Below are 26,508 nucleotides of genomic sequence, written 5' to 3' on the forward strand. Positions count from 1 at the left end.
TATTCATCATATTATGGCTTGGTCCACAATATGTAAGAGGTGTAGAAGAACAGAGCTGCTAGACGATGTTTCTTTATTACGGTTGATATTATGTACAAAATAAAAAGAGACAGATGAAATCTGGCTCTCTCTTCTTGAATATCCAAAAATTATTGGTTTGTGAGTATACTTGTTACGATTGAGCAGGAGCCTCGGCCGTCAGAACTGCTTTACGGGAAAGATTAACGCGTCCTTGCTGATCGATTTCCGTCACTTTGACTGTGATTTGATCGCCGACTTTGACGACATCCTCAACTTTGGCGACACGCTCAGTCGACAGCTGCGAAATATGCACCAGTCCATCCTTACCCGGTAAAATTTCGACGAAGCAGCCGAATTTCTCGATGCGTCTGACCGTTCCCAAATAAATCTCGCCGACAATTACCTCGCGGACAATGCCTTCAATGATTTGTTTGGCCCGATCAATGGCTTCCGCGTTCGAGGAGGCGATAAAGACAGTGCCATCTTGTTCGATATCGATTTTTACGCCGGTTTCGTCAATGATTTTGTTAATGACTTTACCGCCGGCACCGATAACATCACGGATTTTGTCCGGGTGAATATTCATAATCACGATTTTAGGAGCATAAGGGGACAATTCTTTGCGCGGCTGCTGCATAACCTCAAGCATTTTGCCAAGAATGTGCATGCGCCCCTGACGCGCCTGTTCAAGTGATTCCTCAAGAATAGCACGGTCAATACCGTCAATTTTGATATCCATTTGAATCGCGGTAACGCCTTTGGCTGTTCCAGCTACCTTGAAGTCCATATCCCCGAGATGGTCTTCCATACCCTGGATATCGCTGAGGATCGCGAAATGGTCTCCGTCCTTGATCAGCCCCATTGCAATACCCGCAACAGGCGCTTTAATCGGTACCCCTGCATCCATCATTGCCAGCGTGCTTGCGCAAATACTCGCCTGGCTTGTCGAACCGTTGGATTCCAGCACCTCAGACACCAGACGAATCGCATAAGGGAACTCCGCTTCCGAAGGTATGACCTTCGACAAGGCTCTCTCTCCAAGCGCACCATGTCCGATTTCACGACGTCCCGGCGGACGAAGCGGTCTGGCCTCGCCTACGCTGAATGGAGGGAAATTATAATGGTGCATGAAGCGTTTGGTTTCAGCCAAATCGATACCGTCGAGTATCTGTACATCTCCAAGCGGTCCAAGCGTACAAATGCTAAGCGCCTGCGTTTGGCCGCGCGTGAATAATCCCGATCCGTGTGTGCGCGGCAGGATAGCAACATCGCAATCGATAGGGCGGATTTCACTCAAAGCCCGTCCATCCGGACGTACTTTATCATGCGTGATCAGACGCCTTACTTCTTCCTTGACAATATCGTAGAGGACTTCTTTCACATCGCCAAGTAGCTCCGGTGTATCAGCATACTGCTCTTCGAAATGAGCAACAGTCTCAGCATTGACAAGGTCAATTGCTTCTTGTCTGGCGTGCTTCTCAATAATGCGGACAGCTTCGACCAGACGGGCCGACGCAAAAGCGCGAACCGCTGCGTTCACTTGCTCATCACTGGCGTGCAGCTTGACTTCCATTTTTGTTTTACCAGCCAAACCATGGAGTTCTTCTATCGTCGCAACGATTTTCTTGATCTCATCATGGCCGAACATGATTGCTTCCAGAATAATCGATTCCGGCACTTCATTCGCTTCCGCCTCAACCATCATGATGGCATCCTTCGTACCGGAAACGACTACATAAACCTCGCTTTTCTTCTCCTGCTCAACCGTAGGGTTGATGATAAACTCCCCGTCGATGCGACCGACAATGACGCCGCCAATCGGTCCGTTAAACGGCAAATCCGAAATCGTCAAGGCTGCGGATGTTCCAATCATGGCTGCGATTTCCGGAGCACAATCCTGGTCCACACTCATCACGATATTGGCGATCTGCACATCATTGCGGAATCCATCTGGAAACAATGGGCGAATCGGACGGTCTGTCAGTCGGCTGGATAGAATGGCCTTCTCGCTCGGACGTCCCTCCCGCTTAATGAATCCTCCGGGAATTTTACCGACCGCATATAAACGTTCTTCATAATTGACGGTTAACGGGAAAAAATCGAGCGGCTTAGGCTCATTGGACGCCACGACCGTACAGAGTACGACAGTTTCACCGTATTTAACCGTAACTGCTGCGTTTGCCTGCTTGGCAAGTCGACCCGTCTCAAGCACGAGCGGGCGTCCGCCTAACGTCATTTCTACACGTTGTAACATTGAATCCCTCCTCACTGCAACCGGTAGGCCAATAAAGGGCCGGGCTGCATGGTCTATTAGATTTTCATTCGACAGCTATATAGGTTCTCCTGCTGCAAGAAGACTTTTTGGGATAACAGAAATGGGGCAAGTTTCTTGAGAGGTTATATACAAAATACCGTTACATTTACAAAAAGCAACCCGGAGCAGCCAAACCGGAACCCCGGACGGCTGGACAACCAGGTTGCTTTTATCCTCGCATCTTTTATCGGCGCAAGCCGAGTCTTTCGATCAATGCGCTGTAGCGTCGTACATCCTTGTTTTTCAGATATGCCAACAGCTTACGACGTTGACCGACCATTTTGAGCAGGCCGCGACGGGAGTGATGATCTTTCTTGTGCACCCGAAGATGGTCTGTCAAATTGACGATGTTTTGCGTCAGGATAGCGATTTGAACTTCCGGAGAACCGGTGTCGTTCGCATGGGTTTTGTGCTCGTCAATCAATTGATTCTTACGTTCTTGAGTAAGTGCCATCCTTGTTCACCTCCTTTATCATAATCGCCATTAGCCTCGCCGCCGTCGGTGAGATCGAGCAGGCCAAGCCAAGGTTCTTGCCGCTTACGCGATGTGCAAAAATGCATCATCTCTCCGCAACGACTAGAAGTATATCATAATCGCCCATATAAAGTAAATGGAGCAGGGTTATTTATGAGATGATGATAGGCTAACGCTGCCCTTGGGACAAAATCGCTCTGGCCTTATCGGCATCGGCATGAATCTGACCAACCAGCTCATCAATCGAATTAAATTTCTTCTCTGTGCGGAGAAAAGAAATAAAATGGATCGCAATCGACTTGCCGTAGAGGTCGCCGTCAAAGTCAAATAAATGGGCTTCCATGACCGGTTGCGTCAGATTCTCATGGAAGGTTGGCTTCACTCCGATGTTCAATACACCGGGAATCCGCTCTCCGTCCACTTCCGCCATGATGGCATATACACCCTGACGGGGAACCACATAAGCCGTTTCCGGATCCAGGTTGGCGGTCGGAAATCCGATCTTGCTGCCTCTGCCTTCACCATGGACGACAGTTCCCTGTACATGATAGGGTTCCCCAAGGAATTGCTCGGCCATTTCCAGCTTGCCTTCTGCCAGCGCTTCGCGGATAAGGGTACTGCTGACTTTCTTGCCGTCGATCATTAGCGGCTCTACGATTTCCACAGCGATATCCGGATCGCCAAGTGCGACAAGCGTGTCCGCTTTTCCCGCACCCCGGGATCCAAATGCAAAATCAAAACCGACGACTGCCTTCTTGACCTGCAGCGGACGCAGCACATGCTCGACAAATTCATCCGGTGTTACTGCGGAGAATTCCAGGTCGAATTGAACGATATACACGACATCCACACCGAGGGAACGGAAACGGTTGATCTTCTCCTCTAATGGAGTGAGGCCATTCACATACTGATCTCCCTGCCCCAGCACCTCCTTCGGATGCGGGTAAAAGGTCATTACCGCAGCCTCAATGCCTGTACTGCGTGCAGCTTCGACAGAGCGGCGGATGACATTCTGATGCCCCTTGTGGACACCATCGAAATAACCGATGGCAAGCGTCTTGGGAAGGGCTGATTTTGCGGGCTCAGAGGATTGAACCGGATATTGTAATGAGATTATTTTCACTGCCGTCACACCTGCTTTATGAGCTTCACTTCATTTTAAACGGACGTAAATACTTTGACCGCTTTCAACGAGCCTGTGTCCTTATCTGCTTCAAATAAACCAAGAAACAATCCGTCATCACGATATAGACAAACTAACGACTGGTCATCTATACGCTGCAGCGCCTGAATATTTTGTAACGGAATACGCTTGCCTTGAAAAGCATACTGAGCGGTAGCTGCATTTACTGAACCGCTGGGCAGATGGCTCAGCGCCGAGTCAGCCGGCAGCAGTTTAGACTCGAGTTCTCCCGCGGCATGCAGCTTTTGAATCTCTTCCATCGTCAGACAGTGCTCGCGCGTGAAACCGCCTGACAGCGTGCGTGTAAGTTCAGCCATAACCGCAGGAACTCCCAGCGCTTTACCGATATCCACGCACAAGGTGCGGATATAAGTGCCTTTTGAGCATTGAACGGAAAAACGGATCCGGGGATGCGCCATTCCAAGCTCAAGCTCAAGCAGCTCAAGCCGATAAATGGTTACGGGACGCGCTTGGCGTTCTATGATATGACCCTCCCGGGCCAGCTCGTAAAGCCTCTTCCCCTCGACCCGAACGGCTGAATACATCGGTGGAACCTGCATAATCTCGCCTACGAAGGAGGCCAATGTACGGCGGATCTCCGATTCAACAATGGTAATGTTGTCCAGCTGCGAGATGATAGCGCCTGTCAAATCCTCCGTATCTGTCGCCAAACCAAGCTGCAGAACAGCCTCATAGGCTTTTGGCCGCTCCTGGACATATTCAACGACACGCGTTGCGCGTCCGATACATAGCGGCAGGACGCCGGTAACCTGAGGGTCAAGTGTGCCGGCATGACCAATTCTTTTCACACGGAGTATCCCTCTTACCTTGGCAACAACATCATGAGAGGTCCATCCAGCCGGCTTCCAAACGGGTAGAATCCCCTCCATCATTGGGCCAACGCCTCACTGACCGCATTCACCAGTTTAGTCATTGCAGCTGAAAGGGGTCCCTCAAGCTGACAGCCGGCTGCTCTGATATGCCCGCCGCCTCCGAATGATTTGGCGATAGCCGCAACATCCGCTTTACCGGAGGAACGCATGCTTACCTTGACGTTTCCATCTGCGGTTTCTTTGAACAACACGCCAACCTCAACGCCTTCTACATTGAGCGCGTAGTTCACCAGGCCTTCCAGATCATCGCCTATCGCTCCGGTTTCCGCCATATCTTCATAGGCGATATAAAGCCATGCAATCTGGCTGTCATCGGAGAACATCAGCCTGCTGAGCGCGCGCTGCAGCAGCAGAAGCTGCGGTTTGGTCATACGTTCCAGCAACCGGTCTGCAATAGAATGACTGGGAATGCCAATCGCCAGCATCTGCGAAGCCACCTGCATCACATAAGGGCTTGTATTGGAGTAACGAAAGCCGCCCGTATCCGTCAGCAATCCAGTATAAATAGCTGTTGCCGCCTCAGAATCAAGCGCAAACCCTGCATGGATAATTAAATCGTATAAGATCTCAACAGTTGCCGCTGCATCCGTGCGAATCAGATTAACCGCCCCAAATGCGTCATTGGTAGGATGATGGTCAATATTGAGGAGCATAGCCCCTTCGGCAAATAGACCGGATACGAGGCCGATGCGCCGAAAATCGGCACAATCGACCGCGATGATCCGGTTGTATGTTTCTGAGAGAGGCTGCTCTTTGCTCAAATTAATTACAGCAGCCGATTGTTCCATAAAATCAAGTCTTACCGGCACAGCTCCCTCATTCATCATGACGTACTGCTTGCCAAGCTGACGCAGAATCCAGCCTGCCACCAGCGTGGAGCTGATGGCATCACCGTCAGGCTGAACATGTGAAACAATCAGAAACCGGTCTGCCCCTTGAAGGAATTGCAGAGCCTGGTCCAGCTGCCTGGTATAATCAGCCGGGAAAGCTGCTGCTTGCCCCGCGATCATTTGCCACCGCTGCCGCTATTGATTTGTTCGAGCAGGGATTCAATCCGGCTCCCGTACTCAATGCTGCTGTCGAATTTAAACAGCAGTTCAGGCGTATGGCGAAAACGGATTCTTTTGCCCAGTTCCGACCGTAAAAAGCCGGTGCCGCGTGCCAAAGCTTTGAGCGTTTCTTCCTTTTGCTCGTCATTGCCCAGTACGCTTAAATACACTTTAGCCTGCGACAAGTCGCCTGTCACTTCAACCCCGGTAACGGTGATAAAGCCGATCCGCGGATCTTTAAGCTCCATCTGGATAAGTGTACTCAGCTCTTTCTTGATTTGTTCACCTACACGTCCTACGCGAACCTTCGCCATAGGTCAATCACCTCTCTACTGTTTCCATAACGTAGGCCTCGATCACGTCGCCTTCTTTGAGTTCAAAGTTCCGCTCAAGCGTAATTCCGCACTCATAGCCCTGCGCAACTTCCTTGGCATCATCCTTGAAGCGTTTGAGCGATTCGATCTCGCTCTCGAATACGACGATTCCGCCGCGGATCAAGCGGGCTTTTGCAGATCGGGCAATTTTTCCCGAAGTAACCATACAACCGGCAATCGTACCCACTTTGCTGACTTTGAAGATATTGCGGACTTCCGCCTGGCCGATAACGACTTCCTTGAATATCGGATCCAGCATCCCCTTCATAGCATGCTCAATTTCGTCGATTACATTGTAAATAATGCTGTGGAGACGAATATCAACCTTTTCCTGCTCAGCTGTCGCAAGCGCCTGCGGCTCGGGTCTTACATTAAACCCGATCACAATCGCATTGGAAGCGGAGGCCAGATTAATATCGGATTCAGTAATCGCACCTGCGCCGCTGTGAATGATTTTGACGCGGACGCCTTGAATATCGATCTTCGCAAGCGAGCCTTTGAGGGCTTCGGAAGAACCTTGAACATCGGACTTGATGATGACATTCAGATCCTTGATTTCACCTTCAACAATGTGTTTGTACAAATCTTCAAGCGTTACGCGCGAGTTGGCGCCCAGCTCGGATTCACGTTGTTTGATCGCTCTGCGGTCGGCGATTGCTCTTGCTTTGCGCTCATCCTCGAACACGAGGAACGGATCTCCGGCAAGCGGAACCTCAGTCAAGCCCGTAATTTCCACAGGCGTACTCGGTCCGGCTTCCTTGAGCCGTCTGCCTTTATCATTGACCATGGCGCGCACGCGTCCGAAGCAGTTGCCTGCTACGAAGGCATCGCCGACCTTCAATGTGCCGTGCTGCACGAGAATACGTGCTACCGGTCCTTTTCCTTTATCCAGCTCGGCTTCGATAACGGTACCGCGAGCCCGTTTGTTGGGGTTCGATTTGTAGTCGTTCACTTCAGCAACGAGCAGGATCATCTCCAGCAGTTCTTCAAGTCCGATGCGCTGTTTGGCCGATACATTAACAAAGATCGTATCGCCGCCCCACTCTTCCGGGATAAGCTCGTACGGAGTCAGCTCCTGCTTGATTTTGTCAGGATTGGAATCCGGTTTATCGATTTTGTTAACCGCTACAATGATTGGCACGCCTGCAGCCTTGGCATGGTTGATTGCCTCTACGGTTTGCGGCATAACGCCATCATCAGCTGCCACTACGATAATGGTAATATCCGTTACCTGCGCACCCCGTGCCCGCATGAGCGTGAACGCTTCATGGCCCGGTGTATCGAGGAAGGTTATTTTCTTGTGATTGATTTCGGCTTGATAAGCACCGATATGCTGGGTGATACCGCCTGCCTCGCCGCTGGTTACGCTAGTATGGCGAATGGCATCGAGCAGAGTTGTTTTACCATGATCGACGTGACCCATGATCGTAACAACCGGTGGACGGGATTCCAGATCCTCCGCTTCATCCGTTTCTTCAAACGTTTCAAAAGCATCCTCTTCAACCGGAATCTTCACTTCAACCTCTACGCCGTATTCGCTGGCGATCAGTTGAACCGTATCGAGATCGACCTCCTGGTTAATGGTTGCCATGACACCCAGAACGATCAGCTTCTTGATGACTTCAGAAGCATCCTTATGAAGCAATTTGGCCAAATCGCCTACCGTCATTGTACCGCGTACAATGATTTTCTTCGGCGTATTGTCGATTTTCTCTCTGCGTTCCTGCTGCTGGCTGCCTCGTCCGCGCTGGTTTTTGCCGCCGCGGCTGCCTTTGAAATTGCTGGAACGGCTATCATCAAACCGTTTGCCGCCTGCTCCAGGACCGCCAGGTTTCTTCTTCGCGCCGCCTCTGTCATCCGAGCCCGGTGCCGGACGGGAGTCAAATGCACGCCCTTGTGTGCCACGGTTCTGCGGTGGCGTATTGGAACGAGCGCTGCCTTGTGCGCCTGTGCTGCTGCCGCTGCTGTTCTGACCGAAACGCTGGCCTCCTGGGCCGCCGCTGCCTTGACTTGACGGACGTTGTCCACCGCCTTGACCTTGGCCGCTGGGACGCTGACCGCCCTGGCTGCTTCCTTGACCGCCGGATGGACGCTGACCGCCTTGGCCTTGGCCGCTTGGACGCTGACCGCCCTGGCTGCTTCCTTGACCGCCGGATGGACGCTGACCGCCTTGGCCTTGGCCGCTTGGACGCTGACCGCCCTGGCTGCTTCCTTGACCGCCGGATGGACGCTGACCACCTTGGCCGCTTGGACGCGGGTTATTGCCTTGATAGGAAGATGGACGCTGCTGTTGTGGTTGCTGGGATTGCTGCGGCTGACTGGACTGCTGCGGCTGTTGCGACGGTTGCGACTGGTTCGTGCTGGCTGTTGGCGTACTTGGTCTGGTTATGTTCATATTCCCCTGTCGTTCCTGGTTTGTATTTTTGTTGGCATCTGACTGGTCTGTGGAGCCTTGTTGCGCCGCTCCCGCATTCTGCGGCTGGGCAGGCAAGCTGTTTTGCTGCGGCTTGCGCTCAAGCTGCGGTTGGGCTGGACGGTTAGTGGATTGTGCCGCTGCCGATACTGTCGCATTCTCTTGGGCGCGTTTGGCAGCCGCATTGGATTTGATGTCGCGGAAAAAACCCTCGACTTTACCTACCATTTCATTCTCCATAACACTCATATGGTTGTTGACCGGCAGATTGAGACGCTTCAAAATCGTGATGATTTCTTTGCTGCTCATATTAAGTGACTTTGCGTATTCATAAACCCTTAATTTATCTTTATTGTCCTTACTGTCTGTTTGTTTAGTCAATATACTCCACCTCCGAAGGTTGGGTTAAGCTTTGTATAATTATCTTGGAGAACCCCGCTTCCGTTACGGCAATGATCACCCGCTCCGACTTGCCGATTGATTCTCCCAGCGTGATTCGGTCAAACAGCTCCACCATCTTCACATTGTAAGTTCCGCACTTGTCCTGGAATTTCTTCTTTGTATTATCCGAAGCGTCGCCGGCTACAATGACAAGCTTTGCTTTGCCTTGGCGAACCGCCTTTAGTACGATCTCATCGCCGGAAATGACTTTTCCTGCACGCATCGCCATACCCAGCGACGACAGCGCCTTAGCCTTCCGAATCATCATCATCTTCATCATCCATCCGATCTTTTTCCGCATTAAAGCGGTCCTCCACGGCAATAAAATCCTGTTCAAGCTGATCGTAAATGTCCATCCCAACAGGCTGTTTAAGAGCCCGGTCGAGCGCCTTGGTCTTCTTCGCCAGCTTGAAGCAGGAGACTTTGCCGCACAAGTATGCGCCGCGTCCTGCCTGTTTGCCCTTCAAATCAATCAATATCCGCTCATCCGGAGTACGGACAATGCGAATTAATTCCTTTTTGGGCTTCATTTCCTGGCAAGCCACGCATTTGCGCAGTGGAATTTTTCTGGGTTTCATCTTCCATCCCTCCTGTGGCGTCAGGCGCTTCAAACAGCAAACGCCGTATAAAGCTTACGCTAGTCGACGGAGACGGAATCTTGATGCATGGTGCTCATTGCAGATTTCGGGCGACCATATTCCTGCTCGGCTTGCGTTTCGCTTTTTATATCGATTTTCCATCCTGTCAGCTTGGCTGCCAACCGGGCGTTTTGTCCTTTAATGCCGATGGCGAGCGATAGTTGATAGTCCGGCACAATGACACGCGCCATCTTTTCCTGCTCGTATACGATAACTTCCAGCACTTTAGAAGGACTGAGCGCATTCGCCACATACTCTTCCACGCTGTCCGACCACCGGACGATGTCGATCTTCTCGCCTTTGAGCTCCGTCACAATCATTTGCACGCGCATCCCTTTTTGTCCTACGCAGGAACCAACCGGATCCACCTCGTCATTGCGCGAATGAACGGCTATCTTCGAGCGGAAGCCCGCTTCCCTGGCCACTGAACGGATTTCCACAACGCCATCATAGATCTCCGGCACTTCCAGCTCAAACAGACGCTTAAGCAATCCCGGATGCGTACGTGAAAGAAAGATTTGCGGTCCTTTTGTCGTGTTCTCAACCTTGGTTATAAAAGACTTGACGCGGTCGCCATGCTTGAATTTATCTGTCGGCATCAGCTCGGTAAGCGGCAGCACAGCTTCAACTTTGCCCAGATCAATGAACAAATTGCGGACATCCTGACGCTGTACGATACCGTTGACGATATCTTCCTCTTTATCGATAAACGCATTGTAAATGAGCCCCCGCTCCGCTTCGCGGATACGCTGGGTTACCACTTGCTTGGCCGTTTGTGCGGCAATGCGTCCAAAGTCACGCGGAGTCACTTCGATTTCGGCAATATCATCCAGCTGGTAATGCGGGTTCAGCTCGCGGGATGCTTCAACCGAAATCTCCAGGCGCGGATCGAAAACCTCATCCACAACCGTCTTGCGGGCGTAGACTTTAATCACTCCGGTAAACCGGTTAATATCAACCCTCACGTTCTGGGCGGTGTTAAAATTGCGTTTGTAGCTGGAAATAAGAGCAGCTTCCAGCGCTTCTATTAAAATATCTTTGCTTATTCCCTTTTCCCGCTCGATTTCCGACAGTGCTTCTATAAAATCCATGCTCATTGGAAATGAGTTCCCCCTTTCGAATCGTACCATGTGGTTAGGTCATGCCTGTTATAAACCAGATGCGCGGCTATCGTATTAGAAAACGATGGCCAAACGGGCGCTTGCCACTTTCGCATATGGAATGGTGTACTTCTTTTTGCCCATATCAATGACAACTTCTTCACCGTCAAACGAAAGAAGCGTACCCTCAAACTCTTTGGCTCCGCTTACCGGCTCATAGGTTGTAACAAACACATGCTTGCCGATTGCTTTGCTGACATCTTGAGGCTTCTTAAGCGGTCTTTCCGCGCCGGGCGATGATACTTCGAGAAAATAAGCCTCGGTAATCGGATCGCTCTCGTCAAGCTTCTCGCTTATAAACTCGCTGATTCGTCCGCATTCATCAATATCGATGTTGCCTTCCTTGTCGACAAAGATGCGAAGAAACCAGTTGCTGCCTTCCTTCACATATTCCACATCAACAAGCTCAAATCCATGTTCGTCAAAAAAGGGCTGAACCATTTCTTCGATGACGGTTTTGATTTTCGCAGTGCTCAAAAATGATGTACCCCCCCACTGCAACTGCTAGCTGCTGATTTATGCAGCTCAGTTGTCAGTCCAAATTCTGCAACTGCCAGCTGCTGATTTATGCAGCCCAGTTGTCAGTCCAAATTCTGCAACTGCCAGCTGCTGATTTATGCAGCTCAGTTATCAGTCCAAATTCTGCAACTGCCAGCTGCTGATTTATGCAGCTCAGTTATCAGTCCAAATTCTGCAACTGCCAGCTGCTGTTTATGCAGCCCAGTTGTCAGTCCAAATTCTGCAACTGCCAGCTGCTGATTTATGCAGCCCAGTTGTCAGTCCAAATTCTGCAACTGCCAGCTGCTGTTTATGCAGCCCAGTTGTCAGTCAAACTTTGCAACTGCCAATTGCATATACAAGCAATCCAGGCGCCGCATCGGCAACTGTTAATTGCGCACATATGCAATTCAGTTGCACGTAAAAAATGCTATAACTGTTGGCCGATATCATACCAGCCAATCGGTTAATCGTAAGCGCAAAAAGCTATTGACAAAACGTAAAGAGTGGGTTTCCCCACTCTTCTGCGAAAAAGTCGTATCATCAGCATTGCCAGAAAGATTATACCATAACCATGATGTGGTGACAACAAAGGAATTACATACACACTTGGAAACACAGGCATTAGACCGCTTTACTCTCTAAACAAATTTTAGAATAAGGACAGCTGGTTCGATTCCGGAAGGCCGCGGAAGCAGCCCATTGTTCCGAGCACTTCAATGATCGTTTTGGATGCCTTGGACTTCTGCTGAAAGTCTTCCACAGAGAGAAATTCACCTGACTCCCGGGCAGCAGCAATGTTTCGGGCGGCATTATCCCCGATTCCGGCAATGGCCGCAAACGGCGGAATAAGCGAACGATCGTCAACGATAAATTTCGTGGCGTCCGAGCGGTAAAGATCAATCGGCTTGAACGAGAAGCCGCGTGCCGTCATCTCAAGCGCCATCTCAAGCAGCGATACGGATCCTTTCTCCTTGGGCGTCGCTGTAAAACCCTTTTGCTCGATTTCAATCAGCTTGCGCAAAATCGCGTCATAGCCTTGACAGAGCAGCTCCAGATCGAAATCCTCCGCACGAACGGTGAAATAGGTCGCATAATAGGCAATTGGATAATAAAGTTTGAAAAAGGCCGTTCTGACGGCGGATATAACATAGGCGGCGGCATGCGCCTTCGGAAACATATACTCGATTTTCAGACAAGAATCAATATACCACTGGGGAACCTTGCAGTTCTTCATTTCCTCGATCCATTCCGGCGTCAGTCCCTTGCCCTTCCGCACGCTTTCCGTAATCTTGAACGCAAGCCCTGCATCCATACCAGCTTTATAGATCAAATAAAGCATGATGTCATCCCGGCAGCCGATAACCGTCTTGATCGTGCAGGTACGGTTCTTGATCAGCTCCTGGGCATTGCCGAGCCAAACACCGGTTCCATGCGACAGGCCGGATATTTGGAGCAAATCGGCAAATGACGACGGCTTCGTCTCCTCCAGCATTTGTCTGACAAATTTGGTGCCCATCTCCGGAACGCCATATGTAGCTACCGGGGTCCGGATTTTCTCGGCTGAGACACCAAGCGCTTCCGAGGAATTGAACATGCTCATGACCTTCGGATCGTTCATTGGTATGGTTGTCGGATCAACGCCTGTTAAATCCTGCAGCATCCTCATCATGGTCGGATCATCGTGCCCGAGTATATCAAGCTTGAGCAGATTGCTCTCGAAGGCATGATAATCAAAGTGCGTTGTTTTCCACTCGGAGCCCGTATCGTCGGCAGGATACTGAACCGGAGTGACTTCCTCCACTTCCATGTAATCCGGCACAACTACGATCCCGCCTGGATGCTGGCCCGTGCTCCGTTTCACCCCGGTAAAGCCCCCGGCCAAACGCAGAATCTCGGCGCCGCGCCACTTCTTGCCATGGTCTTCCTCATACTTCTTGGTATAGCCGTATGCCGTCTTCTCCGCGATCGTGCCGATCGTTCCTGCCCGGAATACGTTTTCCGGACCGAACAGCTCCTTGGTGTAATTATGGGCAATAGGCTGGTATTCACCGGAAAAGTTAAGATCGATATCGGGTACTTTATCGCCCTTGAAGCCCAGGAAGGTTTCGAACGGAATGTCCTGGCCTTCACCCTTGAGAGGCTTGCCGCAATTGGGACATTTTTTGTCCGGCAGGTCAAAACCGCTCGGGTAGCTCCCGTCCAGGAACCATTCGCTGTATTTGCAGGCCTCGTCCAGGCAGCTGTAGTGCGCAGGAAGCGGGTTAACCTCGGATATCCCGAGGAAAGTGGCCACAACCGATGATCCTACCGATCCCCGCGAGCCGACGAGATACCCGTCTTCATTCGATTTTTTGACCAAACGCTCGGATATCAGGTAGTTGGCTGAGAAACCGAATTTAATGATGGGCACAAGCTCTTTCTCCAGACGCTGGACGACGACATCCGGCAGTTCTTCCCCATACAGCCGTTTGGCCGTATCGTAGCATTTGCTGCGTATTTCCTCATCCGCCCCATCGATGATGGGGGTGAACAGTTTTTCCGGGAACATATCAAACGGCTCAAAGCGGTCGGCAAGCTCCGAAGTATTTCTGACCACTACCTCAAATGCCCTCTCCTCTCCGAGAAAGGCGAACTCCTCCAGCATTTCCCTGGTCGTCCGTAAATGGGCATCAGGCTTGCGAATATCTTTAAGCGGGCTAAAACCCGTAATTCCATGGATCGTAATATCGCGGAACAGCTTTTCCCTTGGCAGTAAATAATGCACATTGCCAGTGGCGATTACTGGCTTGCCCAGCTTATCGCCGATCTCGCAAACGCGGCGCAAAGCCTGTTCGATTTCGGCACGGCTGGCAACAAAGCCCTTGTCGACCAAATGCATATAGAAGCCGACAGGCTGAATTTCCAGCACATCGTAATATCGCGCCACTTCCTCCGCTTCCTCCAGCGATTTATTCATAACCGCCTCGAAGAACTCACCCTTCTCGCAGCCCGAAATAATCAAGAGCCCTTCACGATGCTCGGAGAGCTTGCTTTTGGGAATAGAGGCAACCCGCTTAAAATGCTCCGTATGCGACAGGGAGATCAGCTTGAACATGTTTTTCTTGCCGACTGCATTAAGCGCATATATACAGCAGTGGAACGGCCTCATATTTGACAAATCGAGTCCAACATAATCATTGAGCATATGTAAGCCGGTCACATTTCGTTTGGCTGCATCGCCAATCAATCCATACAGGATGCCGCCCAGCGCGATGGAATCATCGATCGCCCGGTGATGGCTTTCCAGACTCGCTTTATATTTATCGGCCAACGTATTCAGCCTGTGGTTCTTCATCGCCGGATGGAGAAAACGGGCAAGCTCGAGCGTATCCAGCACGGGATTCTTAAATTCCGGGAATCCGTTCTGTTTGCAGGCCGCCTGCATAAAGCCCATATCAAATCTTGCATTGTGCGCGACAAGTACAGCATCACCGACAAATTCGATGAAGTCCCGCAGCTTGGGTGCTAGCTCAGGAGCATCCTGCACCATCTCGTTCGTAATATTGGTCAGCTGCTGAATATTATAAGGAATGGCTTCATGAGGATTGATAAAGGTCGAGAAACGGCCAATTTCCTTGCCGTCCTGCATTTTCACGCCGGCCAGCTCAATGATTTTATTATTAACAACTGAAAGTCCCGTCGTCTCGATATCGAATACTACATAGACAGCGCTCTGCATGGCTTCTTCACGCGAGTTCATCACCATAGGTATCGCATCGTTGACAACATTGGCTTCTAACCCGAACAACACCTTGACCCCATGCTTCTTGGCCGCCTTCGCCGCCTCCGGGTAGCACTGCACGTTTCCATGATCGGTAATCGCAATCGCCTTATGTCCCCATTTGGCTGCCTGCTTGATGTAAACATCAATAGGGGTAACAGCGTCCATTGTACTCATTGTGGAATGAAGATGAAACTCGACACGCTTCTCCTCGGCGTCATCCTTGGCTTCCTTGGGAGAAACCACTTCATGAAGATCTGAAGGCATCATCACAAGCTCCGGTTCCTGCATGAACCGGTCATATTCAACGCGTCCCCGCGCTTTGATCCATTTGCCGTTGGAAAGCTGACTGAGAACTTTCACATCGTCCTTCGTCTTGGCAAACATCTTCACCGCGATAGAGTCTGTAAAGTCGGTTACATTAAAAGTAAACAGCGTGCTGCCGTTACGAAGCTCCTTCACTTCAAGGCCGAAGACAGTTCCCTGTATGGTGACCTTCTTCTCCTCCTCGAGGATATTCATAATCGGAACCGGTTCCTCACGGATATCGTAGCCGACGACCAGCCGCACATCGCCTTCCGCCACCTCAGGAGCTTCCGCGGCGGCGCTTGTCATCATCTGCTGGATTACTTCACGCTCTTCCAGATCACGCCTCTGGGCGAATTGCTCATAGGCTTCCTGATTCTTTACGCCAACTGATAACTTCACCCTGCAGTTCCGGCCGAATTGATCCTCAAAAAACTGCACGGCCATTTCATCAATCTTCTTCTTGCGCGCCAGTTCAAGTCCCATGTCGTCAAGCAGCGCAAGCGTAGCAAGCCCGTTCTCTACTTCCAGCCGGGCCTTGCCCAGCCAGCCGTTTACCGAAGCATTATGCTTCTGAACCCATTCTACAAATGCCGGCCAATATTCAATCAGGAGCTCATCGGTCTTTACCCCTTCTTCATACGTGAAGCAGAAGGAGACATCTGCAAGATGGGCGAACTTGGATTGAATGGTCCGGCAAAAAACGCCAAAAGCCGCTAGAGGAACCAAAGACGTTTTGCATATGCAAAACGTCCACTCCCGGTTGCTCCGGCTTACGATCACTTTGTCGATATATCCGTCCCCAAAATGCTCATCGGTCAGTTGCTGCGGCAGCTCGGCCTGCTTCATCATCAGCTCAAAGCGATGCCGCTTTTCCCCGGTTTGGCTCATCGTTTCCTCCCCTATTCAAGTCAAACAATCAATAAGCGCGGGCAAATACAACCGTATGCTGCGCCTTGTCTCCGCAAACGAGACATTTGGTTTTATGCTCAAAAGGCTCAAACGGAATATTGCGGCTTGTAGCGCCGGTCTCTTCTTTGACCTGTTTCTCACAGGCTTCCGAGCCGCACCAGCCGGCAAGCGCGAAGCCGCGCTTCTCTTCCATCAGCGTCTTCATCTCATCCAGCGTTTCGACCGAATAGGAATGATCCGCACGGAACTGCTTCGCCCGCTCAAGCATGCCGCTTTGAATCTCGGCAAGCATGCGTTCCACTTCAACCACAAGATCGGCTTGAGCAACCATTCTCTTCTCACCGGTCAAGCGGGAAACCAGAACAACTTGTCCATTCTCCATGTCGCGAGGCCCTAGCTCCAGACGCAGCGGCACACCGCGCATTTCATATTCATTGAATTTCCAGCCGGGACTAACATCGCTGCGGTCGTCCACTTTAACCCGGACGCCAGCCTTTTTCAGTTCCTTGTACAGCTCGTCCACACGGCCGACAACCTGCTCCCGCGTCTTCGGCGGTCCGATCGGGATCATCACGACCTGGGTTGGCGCTACCTTCGGAGGAAGCGCCAGTCCCCGATCGTCGCCATGGACCATAATGAGCGCGCCGATCATTCGGGTCGTCATGCCCCAAGAAGTCGTATGTGCAAACTGCTGTGTATTTTCACGGTCCAAATATTTGATATCAAAGGCAACGGCAAAATTAGTGCCCAGATAATGCGAGGTTCCTGCCTGGACCGCGCGCCCGTCCTTCATCATCGCTTCGATGGAATAGGTATCAACCGCACCGGCAAACTTCTCCGAAGGCGTTTTTTGTCCAACGATAACAGGGATCGCCAGGAAGTTCTCCGCGAAGTCCTTATAGATACCCAGCATTTGATCCGTCTCGGCTCTTGCTTCCTCTTCCGTTTCGTGGGCGGTGTGGCCTTCCTGCCAAAGGAATTCCGTTGTCCGCAGGAAAGGAAGCGTCCTTTTCTCCCAGCGCACAACATTCGCCCACTGATTGATGAGCAGCGGCAGGTCCCGATAGGATTGCACCCATTTGGCATACATATGACCGATAATGGTCTCGGAGGTCGGCCGGATGGCCAGTCTCTCTTCCAGCTTTTCCCCGCCGGCCTCCGTTACCCATGGAAGCTCAGGGTTAAAGCCTTCTACATGCTCCTTCTCTTTTTGGAAAAAGCTTTCGGGGATCAGCATGGGAAAATAAGCGTTGCGATGACCCGTTTCTTTAAACCTGCGGTCAAGCTCGTCCTTCATATGCTCCCAAATTTCAAAACCATCCGGGCGGAACACAATACAGCCCCGCACCGGTGAATAGTCCATTAACTCAGACTTCTTGATGACATCAATATACCATCTGGAGAAATCCTCGCCCTGCGGCGTAATTTCCGTGACAAACTGCTTCTCTTTCGACATAACCGGACTCAGTGCTCCCCTCGTACCAATCGCAAAATGTCATTATAGGTGACGGCAAGCATAAGCAGCATCAGCATTGCAAAGCCGATGAAATGCACCATGCTTTCCCGGTTTGGATCAACCGGCCTTCCCCGGACAGCCTCAAGACCCAGGAAGATTAAACGGCTTCCATCCAGCGCCGGCACCGGCAAAAGATTAAATATCCCCAGGTACAGGCTGAGAAGCGCCGCCCATGAGGTCAGTTCCGCTATCCCCTGCTCGGCGATTTGACTGGTTACCTGCGCAGTACGAACAGGTCCGCCTAAATCATCAAGCTTGAACTCGCCAAAAATCAATTTCTTGAATCCTTGAAAAATGCTGATTGTCATCGACTTCATGGCTTTTCCCGCCAAGGTGAAGGTTTCTCCGAATCCTGCAGCCCGTGTCGGGTAAGCGGCTGTAATTCCCACCTTGCCGTCCCCTGAAGCAGGATCGGGCGCGGGTGTGAGTTTGAATTCAATCGGCTTTCCATCGCGAATGATATCCAGAGTAATCGGCTTGTTTGGGGACTCGCTGATAAGCTTGATCATTTTATCATAATCAATGCCGATCTTCTGTCCATTGATGGAAACAATGACATCCCCTGACTTCAAATCAGCCTTCTCTGCGGGCATGCCTTTACTAACATCGCCAATAAGCAGACGATCAGGATTATCCACGGGCACTCCGGCCATTTGAAAATAAAGCCCAAAGAGCACGAAGGCCAAAATAAAATTCATCATCGGCCCGGCAAAGATCGCAATCGCCCGCTGTCCGACTGTCTTGCTGCCGAATTGACGGTCAACCGGAGCAATCTGTGTTTCCCGGTTCTTGGAGATCATCTGTGCCTGAGGATCGATCGCGAACGTCTCCGACTCGCCGTCAGAGAGCAGCGTCAGCTTAAGCTTTCGTTCAATATCAATGGCTTCGACCTCGCCGCGTATAACGTTGGAACGCTCGTCAAGACGGTCCAGATACAATCTCGTCACGACATTGTCAACCAATCTGACAGCAACGGTCTGACCTGGCTGGACTTCCACCAGTTCCGGGTCTTCGCCCGCCATCCGTACAAATCCTCCTGCAGGCACCAAGCGCAGGGTGTACCTGGTTTCTCCGCGTTTTATCGAGAACAGCTTCGGTCCGAACCCGATGGCAAATTCTCTCACCAAAATTCCGGCCCGCTTCGCAAAATAGAAATGACCCCATTCATGGATAGTCACAATCACGAAGAAAACCAATACCGTCATAAAGACGATCTGAATCATATGCATCGCTGCTCTAGCCTCCTGTCCGTAACGGCCTGTACTAAGATTATCATTATTCTCACGTCCGTTACAAGAGAACTAAACGTTAGATCGATGCAGCTTCCATTCGGGCCCAAGCATCCACCTCGGCAATCGCCTCCACATCCGGCACTTCCAGAACCGTGTGGCGTTCAAGCACCTGTTCGATAACGCGTTCAATATCCAAAAACGTGATCGCACCCTCGAGGAACCGGGCAACCGCCGTTTCGTTGGCCGCATTAAATACCGTAGGAGCAGACAGCCCCGCCCGGCCGCACTCATAGGCCATTCTCAGGCAGGGATATCTTGCAAAATCCATCTCCCGAAAATGCAGCGCGCCTACCTTCCTCAGATCAAGAGCTTCTGTCTGTATAGGGCGGCGCTGCGGATAAGTGAGCGCATATTGGATAGGCACGCGCATATCCGGCATGCCCAGCTGGGCGATGATACTGTTGTCCACATACTCTACATAGGAATGTATGATGCTTTCCGGATGAATCAGAACGCCGATCTGCTCATAATCCAAATCAAACAACCAATGGGCTTCAATCACTTCAAGCCCCTTGTTCACCATGGTCGCCGAATCGATCGTGATTTTTGCTCCCATCGCCCAATTGGGATGGTTGAGCGCCTCCTCAACCGTTACGCCTTCAAGCTGCTGCCGAGTGCGCTCGCGAAATGAACCTCCGGAAGCGGTTAACGTGATTCCCTTTACCGCTGATCGGGCTTCTCCGTTCAAGCATTGAAAAATAGCCGAGTGCTCGCTGTCGATCGGAAGAATGGCAACCCCCTTCTCGGAAGCTCGCTTCATAACAATATGCCCTGCCGTCACCAGCGTCTCTTTGTTTGCAAGACCGATATCTTTGCCGGCTGAAATTGCCGCAAGCGTCGCATTCAAGCCCCGGCTTCCCATAATGGCGGTCACGACCATGTCGGCTTCGGGAGCGGCAGCAATCTCGATAAGCCCTTCTTCACCATAAACAACCTTCATGCCGGATGGCAGATGAAGCTTAGCTTCTTCCGCAAGCGCTTTTGTTGACAAACATACTGTACGCGGCCGAAATCGCTTGGCCTGCTCGATCAGCAGCCCGATATTGCCGCCGGCCGCTAATCCGATTACCTCATAAGCCTCAGGCTCGCGGCTGACCACATCAAGTGTTTGCGTGCCAATGGAGCCCGTTGAACCCAGAATCGTAAGTTTTTTCATCGTTCACCTGTCCTTCTAAGCTAACGGCAGCAGCCCGGTCAGAACCAGAAGCGGAAACACTGCTATCCAGCTGTCGCAGCGGTCGAGAACACCGCCATGACCCGGAAGAATGGATCCTGTATCCTTGATGCCGCGAACCCGTTTATAGGCCGACTGAATGAGATCGCCCAATTGACCTGCCACGGCGGCGACAAGTCCGATCAGCAGCGCCTGTCCCATGCCAATGGCATCCGGGGCTGCCAGCGCGAACACAGCGGCGACTACCAGGGACAGCGCTACGCCTCCAAGTGATCCTTCAATGGTCTTATTAGGGCTGATAGCCGGCCACAGCTTATGTCTGCCTATCGCTTTGCCGATAAAATAAGCACCAATATCGGATGCCCAGATCGTTCCGAATGCAAGACAGGTCGTCAGCAGTCCATAAGCTTCACCGCTTCGCACTTCATACATGGACTCAAATCCGAAACCGACATAAAGAGCTCCGAGCAGCAGCAAAGCCGCGCTGTCAATCGTCATTTTGTTTTTCGTAAGTACCGTAACGGCCAGTGCCAGAAACATAAGGAGCCACAACATATGTAGAGTTTGCGGAGGAACGGTTCCAAGCTCTTCCCAGGGAATGAGCAGAAACAGCATGCCTGCAAATCCAATCAGAGACGCCGGATGGTGCCATGCAAGGCCGTTCATTTTCGTGAATTCCGCATATCCGATCAATGCGAGCAGCAGCAGCAGCCCATAGAAAAACCAGCCGCCAAGTACGGTCAGAATAATAAATATGGCGCCACCAATGACGCCAGTTACGATACGTTGTTTCAAGATTAGGCACACTCCCGTACAGCCGTTTACACTCCGCCGTATCGACGCGCTCGACGTTGATATTCGCGAACGGCATCGTAAAAATGCTCGTCTGTAAATTCAGGCCAATAAACATCTGTAAACCACATCTCGCTGTAAGCAAGCTGCCAAAGCATAAAGTTGCTCAGTCTGAGTTCACCGCTGGTCCGAATAAGCAGGTCGGGATCAGGGACACCGGCTGAGAGAAGATGCTCCGTCATATGGGATTCTTCAATGTCCTCCGGATTCAGACGCCCGGCTTGCACGTCTTCTCCGATTTGTCTGACGGCTTCAATCATTTCTTTGCGGCTGCCATAATTCAAAGCAAAATTAAGAACGAGTCCGGTATTATCAGCCGTTTGACGAATAGCCTCTTCTACAGCCTCAAGTGTATGTGAAGGAAGTGCCTGCTTATAGCCCATCATACGTACCTGCACATTTTTTTCCATAAGCTCTTTCAATTCAATAGCCAGAAACTCCTGTGGAAGCTTCATCAAAAATTCCACTTCCGCTTTGGGCCGCTTCCAGTTTTCAGTGGAAAAAGCATATAAGGTCAAATACTTCACGCCAAGCCGGTCAGCAGCCATTGTAATCCGCTTCACCGTCTTCATTCCGGAATGATGGCCTGCCATCCTGGGCAATCCCCTGCTCTTGGCCCATCTGCCGTTGCCGTCCATAATGATTGCAATATGCTGCGGTATGTTGTCTGTATCAAGCGTCTGCAACGGTGTCGCCGGCGCTTTACCGAATAAGGCTCTCAGTCGCTGAAACACATGTTCGTCCTCCCACCGCTAACGTCAAATTTATGCAATAAACCCCACCTGTCGGAGGGGCCGGTGAGCTTGCATTATACTTCCATAATTTCTTTTTCTTTGGAAACGAGCACCTTGTCGACTTCTGCGATAAATTTGTCCGTCGCCTTCTGAATATCTTCTTGATGGCGGCGTGATTCATCTTCGGAAATATCTGTTTTTTCGAGCTTCTTGATATCGTCGTTCGCATCGCGGCGGACGTTGCGGATGGCAACCTTGGCTTCCTCACCAAAACGCTTGGTCATCTTGACCAGTTCCGTACGGCGCTCTTCAGTCAGCATCGGTATACCGATGCGAATGGTGCTACCGTCATTGGAAGGGGTAAGTCCGAGATCCGACTTCAAAATAGCCTTCTCAATGGCACCCAATGACGTTTTGTCCCATGGCTGAATGATCAGCGTCCGCGAATCCGGAGTATTAATATTAGCCAATTGGGCTACCGGGGTCATGGTTCCGTAATATTCAACCTGAACGCGATCCAGCAGGGCTGGAGTAGCGCGGCCTGCACGAAGCGTTGAGAGATCGCGTTTCAATGCACCTATCGCTTTATCCATCCGCTCTTCAGCGTTTTTCTTTATCGTTTGAGGCATTAATCGACACTTCCTTTCACGATGGTTCCGATTTTCTCGCCCAGCACAACCCGCTTAATATTTCCCTGTTTGGTAATAGCGAATACCACAAGCGGAATATTATTGTCCATACAAAGTGAAGTTGAGGTAGAATCCATAACGCCGAGATTGCGGTTTAGTACATCCAGGTAAGTCAACGTATCGAATTTTTCCGCCGTCGGATCCTTGAAAGGATCTGCGGAATAGACGCCATCCACTTTATTTTTGGCCATCAGAATGACCTCTGCTTCGATTTCGGCTGCACGAAGAGCAGCTGTTGTATCTGTTGAGAAGAAGGGGTTACCTGTACCTGCGGCAAAGATGACGACCCGGCCTTTCTCCAGATGGCGAATCGCCCTGCGGCGTATATAAGGCTCGGCAATTTGCTGCATGGCGATCGAAGTCTGTACCCGAGTAGGCACTTCCATCTGCTCCAGAGCATCCTGAAGCGCCAGCGAGTTCATTACCGTAGCTAACATTCCCATATAATCGGCGGTCGCCCGGTCAATTCCTTTGGCAGTACCTGCAATCCCCCGCCAAATGTTCCCACCGCCAACGACTATCGCCACTTCAACCTTTAATTCTACAACTTCCTTAACTTGCTCGGCTATAGATGCAATCACTGCAGCATCGATTCCGTATCCATTATTACCCGAAAGCGACTCGCCGCTTACTTTTAATACAATACGTTTGTACACGGGACTTTGCAACGTGGTATACCTCCATCTTTGACCTTGTTTCAAGGCCGTATACTTTTATTCGGTGAACATCCATTGCTGCTATCGGGAGCTGCTTCAGGGCGACAAACGGAACTTGAACCCATGTATAAACCTATTTGAAAGTTTCTTCAATGCGAGGCAATGATGCGTCTTCAAACGAATAGGCGGGGCGGACGCCCCGCCCCATCCTGGCACGTTCGGATTTATCTTTTTACTTGCGACATAACTTCAGCTACGAAGTTATCTTCTTTTTTCTCCAAGCCTTCACCCAGCTCATAACGAACAAAGCGGCGGATCGTAATATTTTCACCGATCGTGCTGATTTTCTCGTTCAGCAGGGCCGAAATTGTTTTGTCAGGATCTTTGATGAACGGCTGTTCCAGCAAACAGAACTCTTCATAGTATTTACCGATGCGGCCTTCGACCATTTTCTCAACGATATTGGCAGGTTTGCCTTCGTTCAGCGCCTGGGCTTTCAAAATCTCACGCTCTTTATCCAGTTCTTCCTGCGAGACTTCCTCGCGGCTGACGAACTTAGGGTTAGCCGCTGCAATTTGCATGGCGATATCACGGGCAAATTCGCGGAACTGATCCGTTTTTCCAACAAAGTCGGTTTCGCAGTTGATTTCTACCAATACGCCAATCCGGCCTCCGGCATGAATATAGGATTCAACAACGCCTTCTGTAGCAATACGGCCAGCTTTGTTCGCCGCTGCGGAGAGGCCTTTCTCTCTGAGAAGATCAATAGCTTTTGAGATATCACCGTTCGCTTCTTCGAGAGCCTTCTTGCAATCGAGCATCCCTGCTCCTGTTTTCTCACGTAGTTCCTTAACTGCACTAGCATTAACCGCCATCTTGATAAACCTCCTATAATTCTTGAATGTTTGCCTACTGATTTGCTTGTTGTTCCTAAAAAAAGGGCGGTGAGAGGTTTTACACCGTCTGACCACCCTTTTTCATGCTGACTCTATTAAACGAGGACTAAGCCGTCGTTTGTTCACCTTGGTTAGCTTCGACGATGGCATCTGCCATTTTAGCCGTAAGCAGTTTAACTGCGCGGATCGCGTCATCGTTGCCTGGAATGACATAATCGATTTCGTCCGGATCACAGTTGGTGTCTACGATACCGACAATTGGGATACCCAGTTTGCGGGCTTCAGCAACTGCGATACGTTCTTTACGGGGATCAATGATGAAAAGTGCGCTTGGCAGGCTTCTCATGCCTTTGATGCCGCCCAGGAATTTCTCGAGGCGATCTTTCTCTTTGCGGAGAATGATAACTTCTTTTTTCGGCAGCACGTTGAATGTGCCGTCCTCTTCCCACTTCTCAAGCGTGCGCAGACGTTCAATACGTTTTTGGATGGTTTGGAAGTTAGTCAGCGTTCCGCCGAGCCAACGTTGGTTGATGTAGAAGTTGCCGCAACGCTCAGCTTCTTCTTTAACCGAATCCTGTGCTTGTTTTTTCGTGCCGACGAAGAGCATTGTGCCGCCTTCTTCCGCTACCGAGCGAACGAAGTTGTAGGCTTCTTCGACTTTCTTGACTGTTTTTTGCAAGTCAATGATGTAAATTCCGTTCCGTTCCGTGAAGATATAACGATCCATCTTTGGGTTCCAGCGACGAGTCTGATGACCGAAGTGCACCCCAGCTTCAAGCAGCTGCTTCATGGATATAACCGCCATTCTTCAACACCTCCTGTTAAATGGTTTTTTTGGTTTCCTCCGCAAATATCATTTCCCGTTAAAACTTCGACCGAGCCGAAGCACCGTTAACGAAATTAATTTGCGTGTGTTTTTAACACCGTCAATTAATATACCATATCTGCATGTCCACGTGCAACATCGTTTCCCTTGAATCTCAAGGCGTCATTTCTGTCGATAAAAAAAGAGCAAAACCTTCCGGCTTATGCCTTATTAGCCAGTTCCGCTTCAGCTTCCTCGGGGGGCATCGGCTTGCCGGTAATTATCTTTTTTACCTCCTGGACAGAAGGGCTGCCTGTAAATAGAAAATAGCCTGCACGCACTTTAAGATTACGCATCAGGTCTATGAATGTGGTCTTATCCGTAATGATATTGTTCTTGCCCAGCAGCTCAGCTGCCTCCGTCAGGCTGGTATTCGGGGGAATGCGAACGATGATTCGCTTATCCTCCACTGTTCCCGGATCTGCCGATCCGTTACCGTCCGCAGGCCTGCCACCGGCCGTCTCCTGACCGGTTGGAGGCTGCTGTTCCTGCTGGCTGTTTCCTTCGATGGCCGAATTGGCGGCCTCCTCAGATTGCAGCTCGTTATCATCCCCTGCTGAGGGTCCGTTCTGTTCCTTCTGCCCGACGGAGCCGCTGCTGCCTTGCTGGGCTTGCAGCTTCTCCCGCTCCGAATCAAGCTGCTCATCAAGCTCAGACTGGGTGTACAGCTTCTCGCCTGCGTCTTCCTTTTGAAACGAATCCAGACCGCTGGCTTGCCTCTCTCCGACTATCATCAACTGCAGCAGCAATGCCCCTATGATGATTCCAACACCGAGTCCAAATAGAAATGGCCTTTTATTCATAGCGAGCGGCTTCCTCCTGTTTGGATAACTGGAGAATAAGCTGCACTTCTCCTTTATTCATCGCGAGCTTTCTGGCAATCGAGTCAACCGACTTTCCGCCGTCATGCAGCTCAAAAAGCTCCAAATAACGGCTGCGTATCGTTGGTTTGATTTCGGCAGGAGCCAATGGCTCAACAAACTCGGGCACCGCCGGCTGCCCTTCTCCGGAATGGACGGCAGACACTCCACGATCAGTCTCAGCCGCGGCAGCAGGCGCTGACGAGACTGACGCCGCAGCGAGCAGAAGCTTCGCCTGGTCGGCAAGCGAGTTCTCAAGCTCCAGGCATCGCTGTTCCAGCTCCTTGATCCGGTTATCACGGCTCAATGACTGCTGACTTGTTTCCTGCTGCGCTTTGGTAACGAGATTCGCAAGATCTCGGTTGTCCGCTTCCATATTTTCCATGAACTGCTCGAGCGCCGTCTCCATATTACGCACAGTCTGTGATTGATTGTCCTGTCCGCTTCGTCTTGGTATCATTACCCCTCCGACAATAGCAAGCGCCCCCAGAAGTACAATGATCTGCCATGATTCCATTACCTTCACCTGCAATT

The 26,508-nt window shown here is 50.9% G+C and carries 23 protein-coding genes; all 23 read right to left on the bottom strand.

Going from position 1 to position 26,508, the window contains the following annotated elements; genetic code table 11:
* Positions 1 to 172: 172 nt before the first annotated feature.
* Positions 173 to 2,275: a polyribonucleotide nucleotidyltransferase gene (pnp, locus tag ACFOLF_RS04435; RefSeq protein ID WP_210041117.1), complete on the bottom strand. Its 2,103-nt coding sequence runs from the start codon at positions 2,273 to 2,275 to the stop codon at positions 173 to 175.
* Positions 2,276 to 2,519: 244 nt separating this feature from the next.
* On the bottom strand, positions 2,520 to 2,789 hold the full coding sequence (gene rpsO / locus ACFOLF_RS04440; protein ID WP_188992490.1) for a 30S ribosomal protein S15: 270 nt from the start codon (positions 2,787 to 2,789) through the stop codon (positions 2,520 to 2,522).
* A gap of 190 nt (positions 2,790 to 2,979) precedes the next feature.
* Positions 2,980 to 3,933: a bifunctional riboflavin kinase/FAD synthetase gene (locus ACFOLF_RS04445; RefSeq protein WP_210041119.1), complete on the bottom strand. Its 954-nt coding sequence runs from the start codon at positions 3,931 to 3,933 to the stop codon at positions 2,980 to 2,982.
* A 35-nt stretch (positions 3,934 to 3,968) separates the two neighbouring features.
* The gene (gene truB / locus ACFOLF_RS04450; RefSeq protein WP_379219406.1) at positions 3,969 to 4,886 is read right to left on the bottom strand and encodes a tRNA pseudouridine(55) synthase TruB; all 918 of its coding nucleotides are present in this window, start codon (positions 4,884 to 4,886) and stop codon (positions 3,969 to 3,971) included.
* Entirely contained in the window at positions 4,883 to 5,896 is a 1,014-nt protein-coding gene (locus ACFOLF_RS04455; protein WP_210041121.1) for a DHH family phosphoesterase, read from the bottom strand. The genes truB and ACFOLF_RS04455 overlap by 4 nt, the downstream gene beginning before the upstream one ends.
* On the bottom strand, positions 5,893 to 6,249 hold the full coding sequence (rbfA, locus tag ACFOLF_RS04460; RefSeq protein WP_210041123.1) for a 30S ribosome-binding factor RbfA: 357 nt from the start codon (positions 6,247 to 6,249) through the stop codon (positions 5,893 to 5,895). Before rbfA ends, ACFOLF_RS04455 begins: the two co-directional genes overlap by 4 nt.
* A gap of 7 nt (positions 6,250 to 6,256) precedes the next feature.
* A complete protein-coding gene (gene infB / locus ACFOLF_RS04465; RefSeq protein ID WP_379112700.1) occupies positions 6,257 to 9,103 on the bottom strand; it encodes a translation initiation factor IF-2 in 2,847 nt (948 codons plus the stop codon).
* Positions 9,096 to 9,464, bottom strand: a complete 369-nt coding sequence (locus ACFOLF_RS04470; protein ID WP_379112697.1) for a L7Ae/L30e/S12e/Gadd45 family ribosomal protein — start codon at positions 9,462 to 9,464, stop codon at positions 9,096 to 9,098. Before ACFOLF_RS04470 ends, infB begins: the two co-directional genes overlap by 8 nt.
* The gene (gene rnpM / locus ACFOLF_RS04475) at positions 9,412 to 9,741 is read right to left on the bottom strand and encodes an RNase P modulator RnpM (protein WP_210041127.1); all 330 of its coding nucleotides are present in this window, start codon (positions 9,739 to 9,741) and stop codon (positions 9,412 to 9,414) included. The genes ACFOLF_RS04470 and rnpM overlap by 53 nt, the downstream gene beginning before the upstream one ends.
* 59 nt (positions 9,742 to 9,800) lie before the next feature.
* On the bottom strand, positions 9,801 to 10,898 hold the full coding sequence (nusA, locus tag ACFOLF_RS04480; RefSeq protein WP_210041129.1) for a transcription termination factor NusA: 1,098 nt from the start codon (positions 10,896 to 10,898) through the stop codon (positions 9,801 to 9,803).
* A 78-nt stretch (positions 10,899 to 10,976) separates the two neighbouring features.
* Positions 10,977 to 11,438 (bottom strand): ribosome maturation factor RimP, encoded by a 462-nt coding sequence (rimP, locus tag ACFOLF_RS04485; RefSeq protein ID WP_210041131.1) that lies wholly within the window; start codon positions 11,436 to 11,438, stop codon positions 10,977 to 10,979.
* 673 nt (positions 11,439 to 12,111) lie between these two features.
* Positions 12,112 to 16,419: a PolC-type DNA polymerase III gene (locus tag ACFOLF_RS04490; RefSeq protein WP_210041133.1), complete on the bottom strand. Its 4,308-nt coding sequence runs from the start codon at positions 16,417 to 16,419 to the stop codon at positions 12,112 to 12,114.
* A gap of 28 nt (positions 16,420 to 16,447) precedes the next feature.
* Entirely contained in the window at positions 16,448 to 17,896 is a 1,449-nt protein-coding gene (proS, locus tag ACFOLF_RS04495) for a proline--tRNA ligase (RefSeq protein WP_210041134.1), read from the bottom strand.
* Positions 17,897 to 17,904: 8 nt separating this feature from the next.
* On the bottom strand, positions 17,905 to 19,185 hold the full coding sequence (gene rseP, locus ACFOLF_RS04500) for an RIP metalloprotease RseP (protein WP_210041135.1): 1,281 nt from the start codon (positions 19,183 to 19,185) through the stop codon (positions 17,905 to 17,907).
* 79 nt (positions 19,186 to 19,264) lie between these two features.
* Positions 19,265 to 20,404, bottom strand: a complete 1,140-nt coding sequence (locus tag ACFOLF_RS04505) for a 1-deoxy-D-xylulose-5-phosphate reductoisomerase (protein ID WP_210041137.1) — start codon at positions 20,402 to 20,404, stop codon at positions 19,265 to 19,267.
* 15 nt (positions 20,405 to 20,419) lie between these two features.
* Positions 20,420 to 21,217 carry a phosphatidate cytidylyltransferase gene (locus ACFOLF_RS04510; protein WP_210041139.1) on the bottom strand — a complete coding sequence of 266 codons (798 nt, stop codon included), beginning with the start codon at positions 21,215 to 21,217 and terminating at the stop codon, positions 20,420 to 20,422.
* Between the two features lie 26 nt (positions 21,218 to 21,243).
* Entirely contained in the window at positions 21,244 to 21,996 is a 753-nt protein-coding gene (locus tag ACFOLF_RS04515) for an isoprenyl transferase (RefSeq protein ID WP_379112719.1), read from the bottom strand.
* An 86-nt stretch (positions 21,997 to 22,082) separates the two neighbouring features.
* Positions 22,083 to 22,637, bottom strand: coding sequence for a ribosome recycling factor (frr, locus tag ACFOLF_RS04520; protein ID WP_210041143.1), 555 nt, complete (start codon positions 22,635 to 22,637; stop codon positions 22,083 to 22,085).
* A complete protein-coding gene (gene pyrH, locus ACFOLF_RS04525; protein WP_210041145.1) occupies positions 22,637 to 23,365 on the bottom strand; it encodes a UMP kinase in 729 nt (242 codons plus the stop codon). Before pyrH ends, frr begins: the two co-directional genes overlap by 1 nt.
* Before the next feature lie 212 nt (positions 23,366 to 23,577).
* Positions 23,578 to 24,228 (bottom strand): translation elongation factor Ts, encoded by a 651-nt coding sequence (gene tsf, locus ACFOLF_RS04530; protein ID WP_210041147.1) that lies wholly within the window; start codon positions 24,226 to 24,228, stop codon positions 23,578 to 23,580.
* A 127-nt stretch (positions 24,229 to 24,355) separates the two neighbouring features.
* Positions 24,356 to 25,054, bottom strand: coding sequence for a 30S ribosomal protein S2 (gene rpsB, locus ACFOLF_RS04535; protein WP_210041149.1), 699 nt, complete (start codon positions 25,052 to 25,054; stop codon positions 24,356 to 24,358).
* Between the two features lie 221 nt (positions 25,055 to 25,275).
* Positions 25,276 to 25,917, bottom strand: a complete 642-nt coding sequence (locus ACFOLF_RS04540; RefSeq protein ID WP_210041151.1) for a hypothetical protein — start codon at positions 25,915 to 25,917, stop codon at positions 25,276 to 25,278.
* Positions 25,910 to 26,491 carry a hypothetical protein gene (locus tag ACFOLF_RS04545; RefSeq protein WP_210041153.1) on the bottom strand — a complete coding sequence of 194 codons (582 nt, stop codon included), beginning with the start codon at positions 26,489 to 26,491 and terminating at the stop codon, positions 25,910 to 25,912. The genes ACFOLF_RS04540 and ACFOLF_RS04545 overlap by 8 nt, the downstream gene beginning before the upstream one ends.
* Positions 26,492 to 26,508: the final 17 nt, after the last annotated feature.

The organism is Paenibacillus sepulcri (assembly GCF_042647105.1).
Taxonomy (GTDB): Bacteria; Bacillota; Bacilli; order Paenibacillales; family Paenibacillaceae; genus Paenibacillus_Z; species Paenibacillus_Z sepulcri.

Excerpts from the sequence above, each read along its gene's own strand:
- ACFOLF_RS04470 (WP_379112697.1), bottom strand. The coding sequence starts at position 9,464 with ATGCGGAAAAAGATCGGATGGATGATGAAGATGATGATGATTCGGAAG.
- ACFOLF_RS04545 (WP_210041153.1), bottom strand. The coding sequence starts at position 26,491 with ATGGAATCATGGCAGATCATTGTACTTCTGGGGGCGCTTGCTATTGTC.
- rpsO (WP_188992490.1), bottom strand. The coding sequence starts at position 2,789 with ATGGCACTTACTCAAGAACGTAAGAATCAATTGATTGACGAGCACAAA.
- proS (WP_210041134.1), bottom strand. The coding sequence starts at position 17,896 with ATGTCGAAAGAGAAGCAGTTTGTCACGGAAATTACGCCGCAGGGCGAG.
- ACFOLF_RS04490 (WP_210041133.1), bottom strand. The coding sequence starts at position 16,419 with ATGAGCCAAACCGGGGAAAAGCGGCATCGCTTTGAGCTGATGATGAAG.
- tsf (WP_210041147.1), bottom strand. The coding sequence starts at position 24,228 with ATGGCGGTTAATGCTAGTGCAGTTAAGGAACTACGTGAGAAAACAGGA.
- rnpM (WP_210041127.1), bottom strand. The coding sequence starts at position 9,741 with ATGAAACCCAGAAAAATTCCACTGCGCAAATGCGTGGCTTGCCAGGAA.
- ACFOLF_RS04455 (WP_210041121.1), bottom strand. The coding sequence starts at position 5,896 with ATGATCGCGGGGCAAGCAGCAGCTTTCCCGGCTGATTATACCAGGCAG.
- frr (WP_210041143.1), bottom strand. The coding sequence starts at position 22,637 with ATGCCTCAAACGATAAAGAAAAACGCTGAAGAGCGGATGGATAAAGCG.
- rpsB (WP_210041149.1), bottom strand. The coding sequence starts at position 25,054 with ATGGCGGTTATATCCATGAAGCAGCTGCTTGAAGCTGGGGTGCACTTC.
- rbfA (WP_210041123.1), bottom strand. The coding sequence starts at position 6,249 with ATGGCGAAGGTTCGCGTAGGACGTGTAGGTGAACAAATCAAGAAAGAG.
- ACFOLF_RS04540 (WP_210041151.1), bottom strand. The coding sequence starts at position 25,917 with ATGAATAAAAGGCCATTTCTATTTGGACTCGGTGTTGGAATCATCATA.
- nusA (WP_210041129.1), bottom strand. The coding sequence starts at position 10,898 with ATGAGCATGGATTTTATAGAAGCACTGTCGGAAATCGAGCGGGAAAAG.
- pnp (WP_210041117.1), bottom strand. The coding sequence starts at position 2,275 with ATGTTACAACGTGTAGAAATGACGTTAGGCGGACGCCCGCTCGTGCTT.
- truB (WP_379219406.1), bottom strand. The coding sequence starts at position 4,886 with ATGATGGAGGGGATTCTACCCGTTTGGAAGCCGGCTGGATGGACCTCT.
- rseP (WP_210041135.1), bottom strand. The coding sequence starts at position 19,185 with ATGCATATGATTCAGATCGTCTTTATGACGGTATTGGTTTTCTTCGTG.
- ACFOLF_RS04505 (WP_210041137.1), bottom strand. The coding sequence starts at position 20,404 with ATGAAAAAACTTACGATTCTGGGTTCAACGGGCTCCATTGGCACGCAA.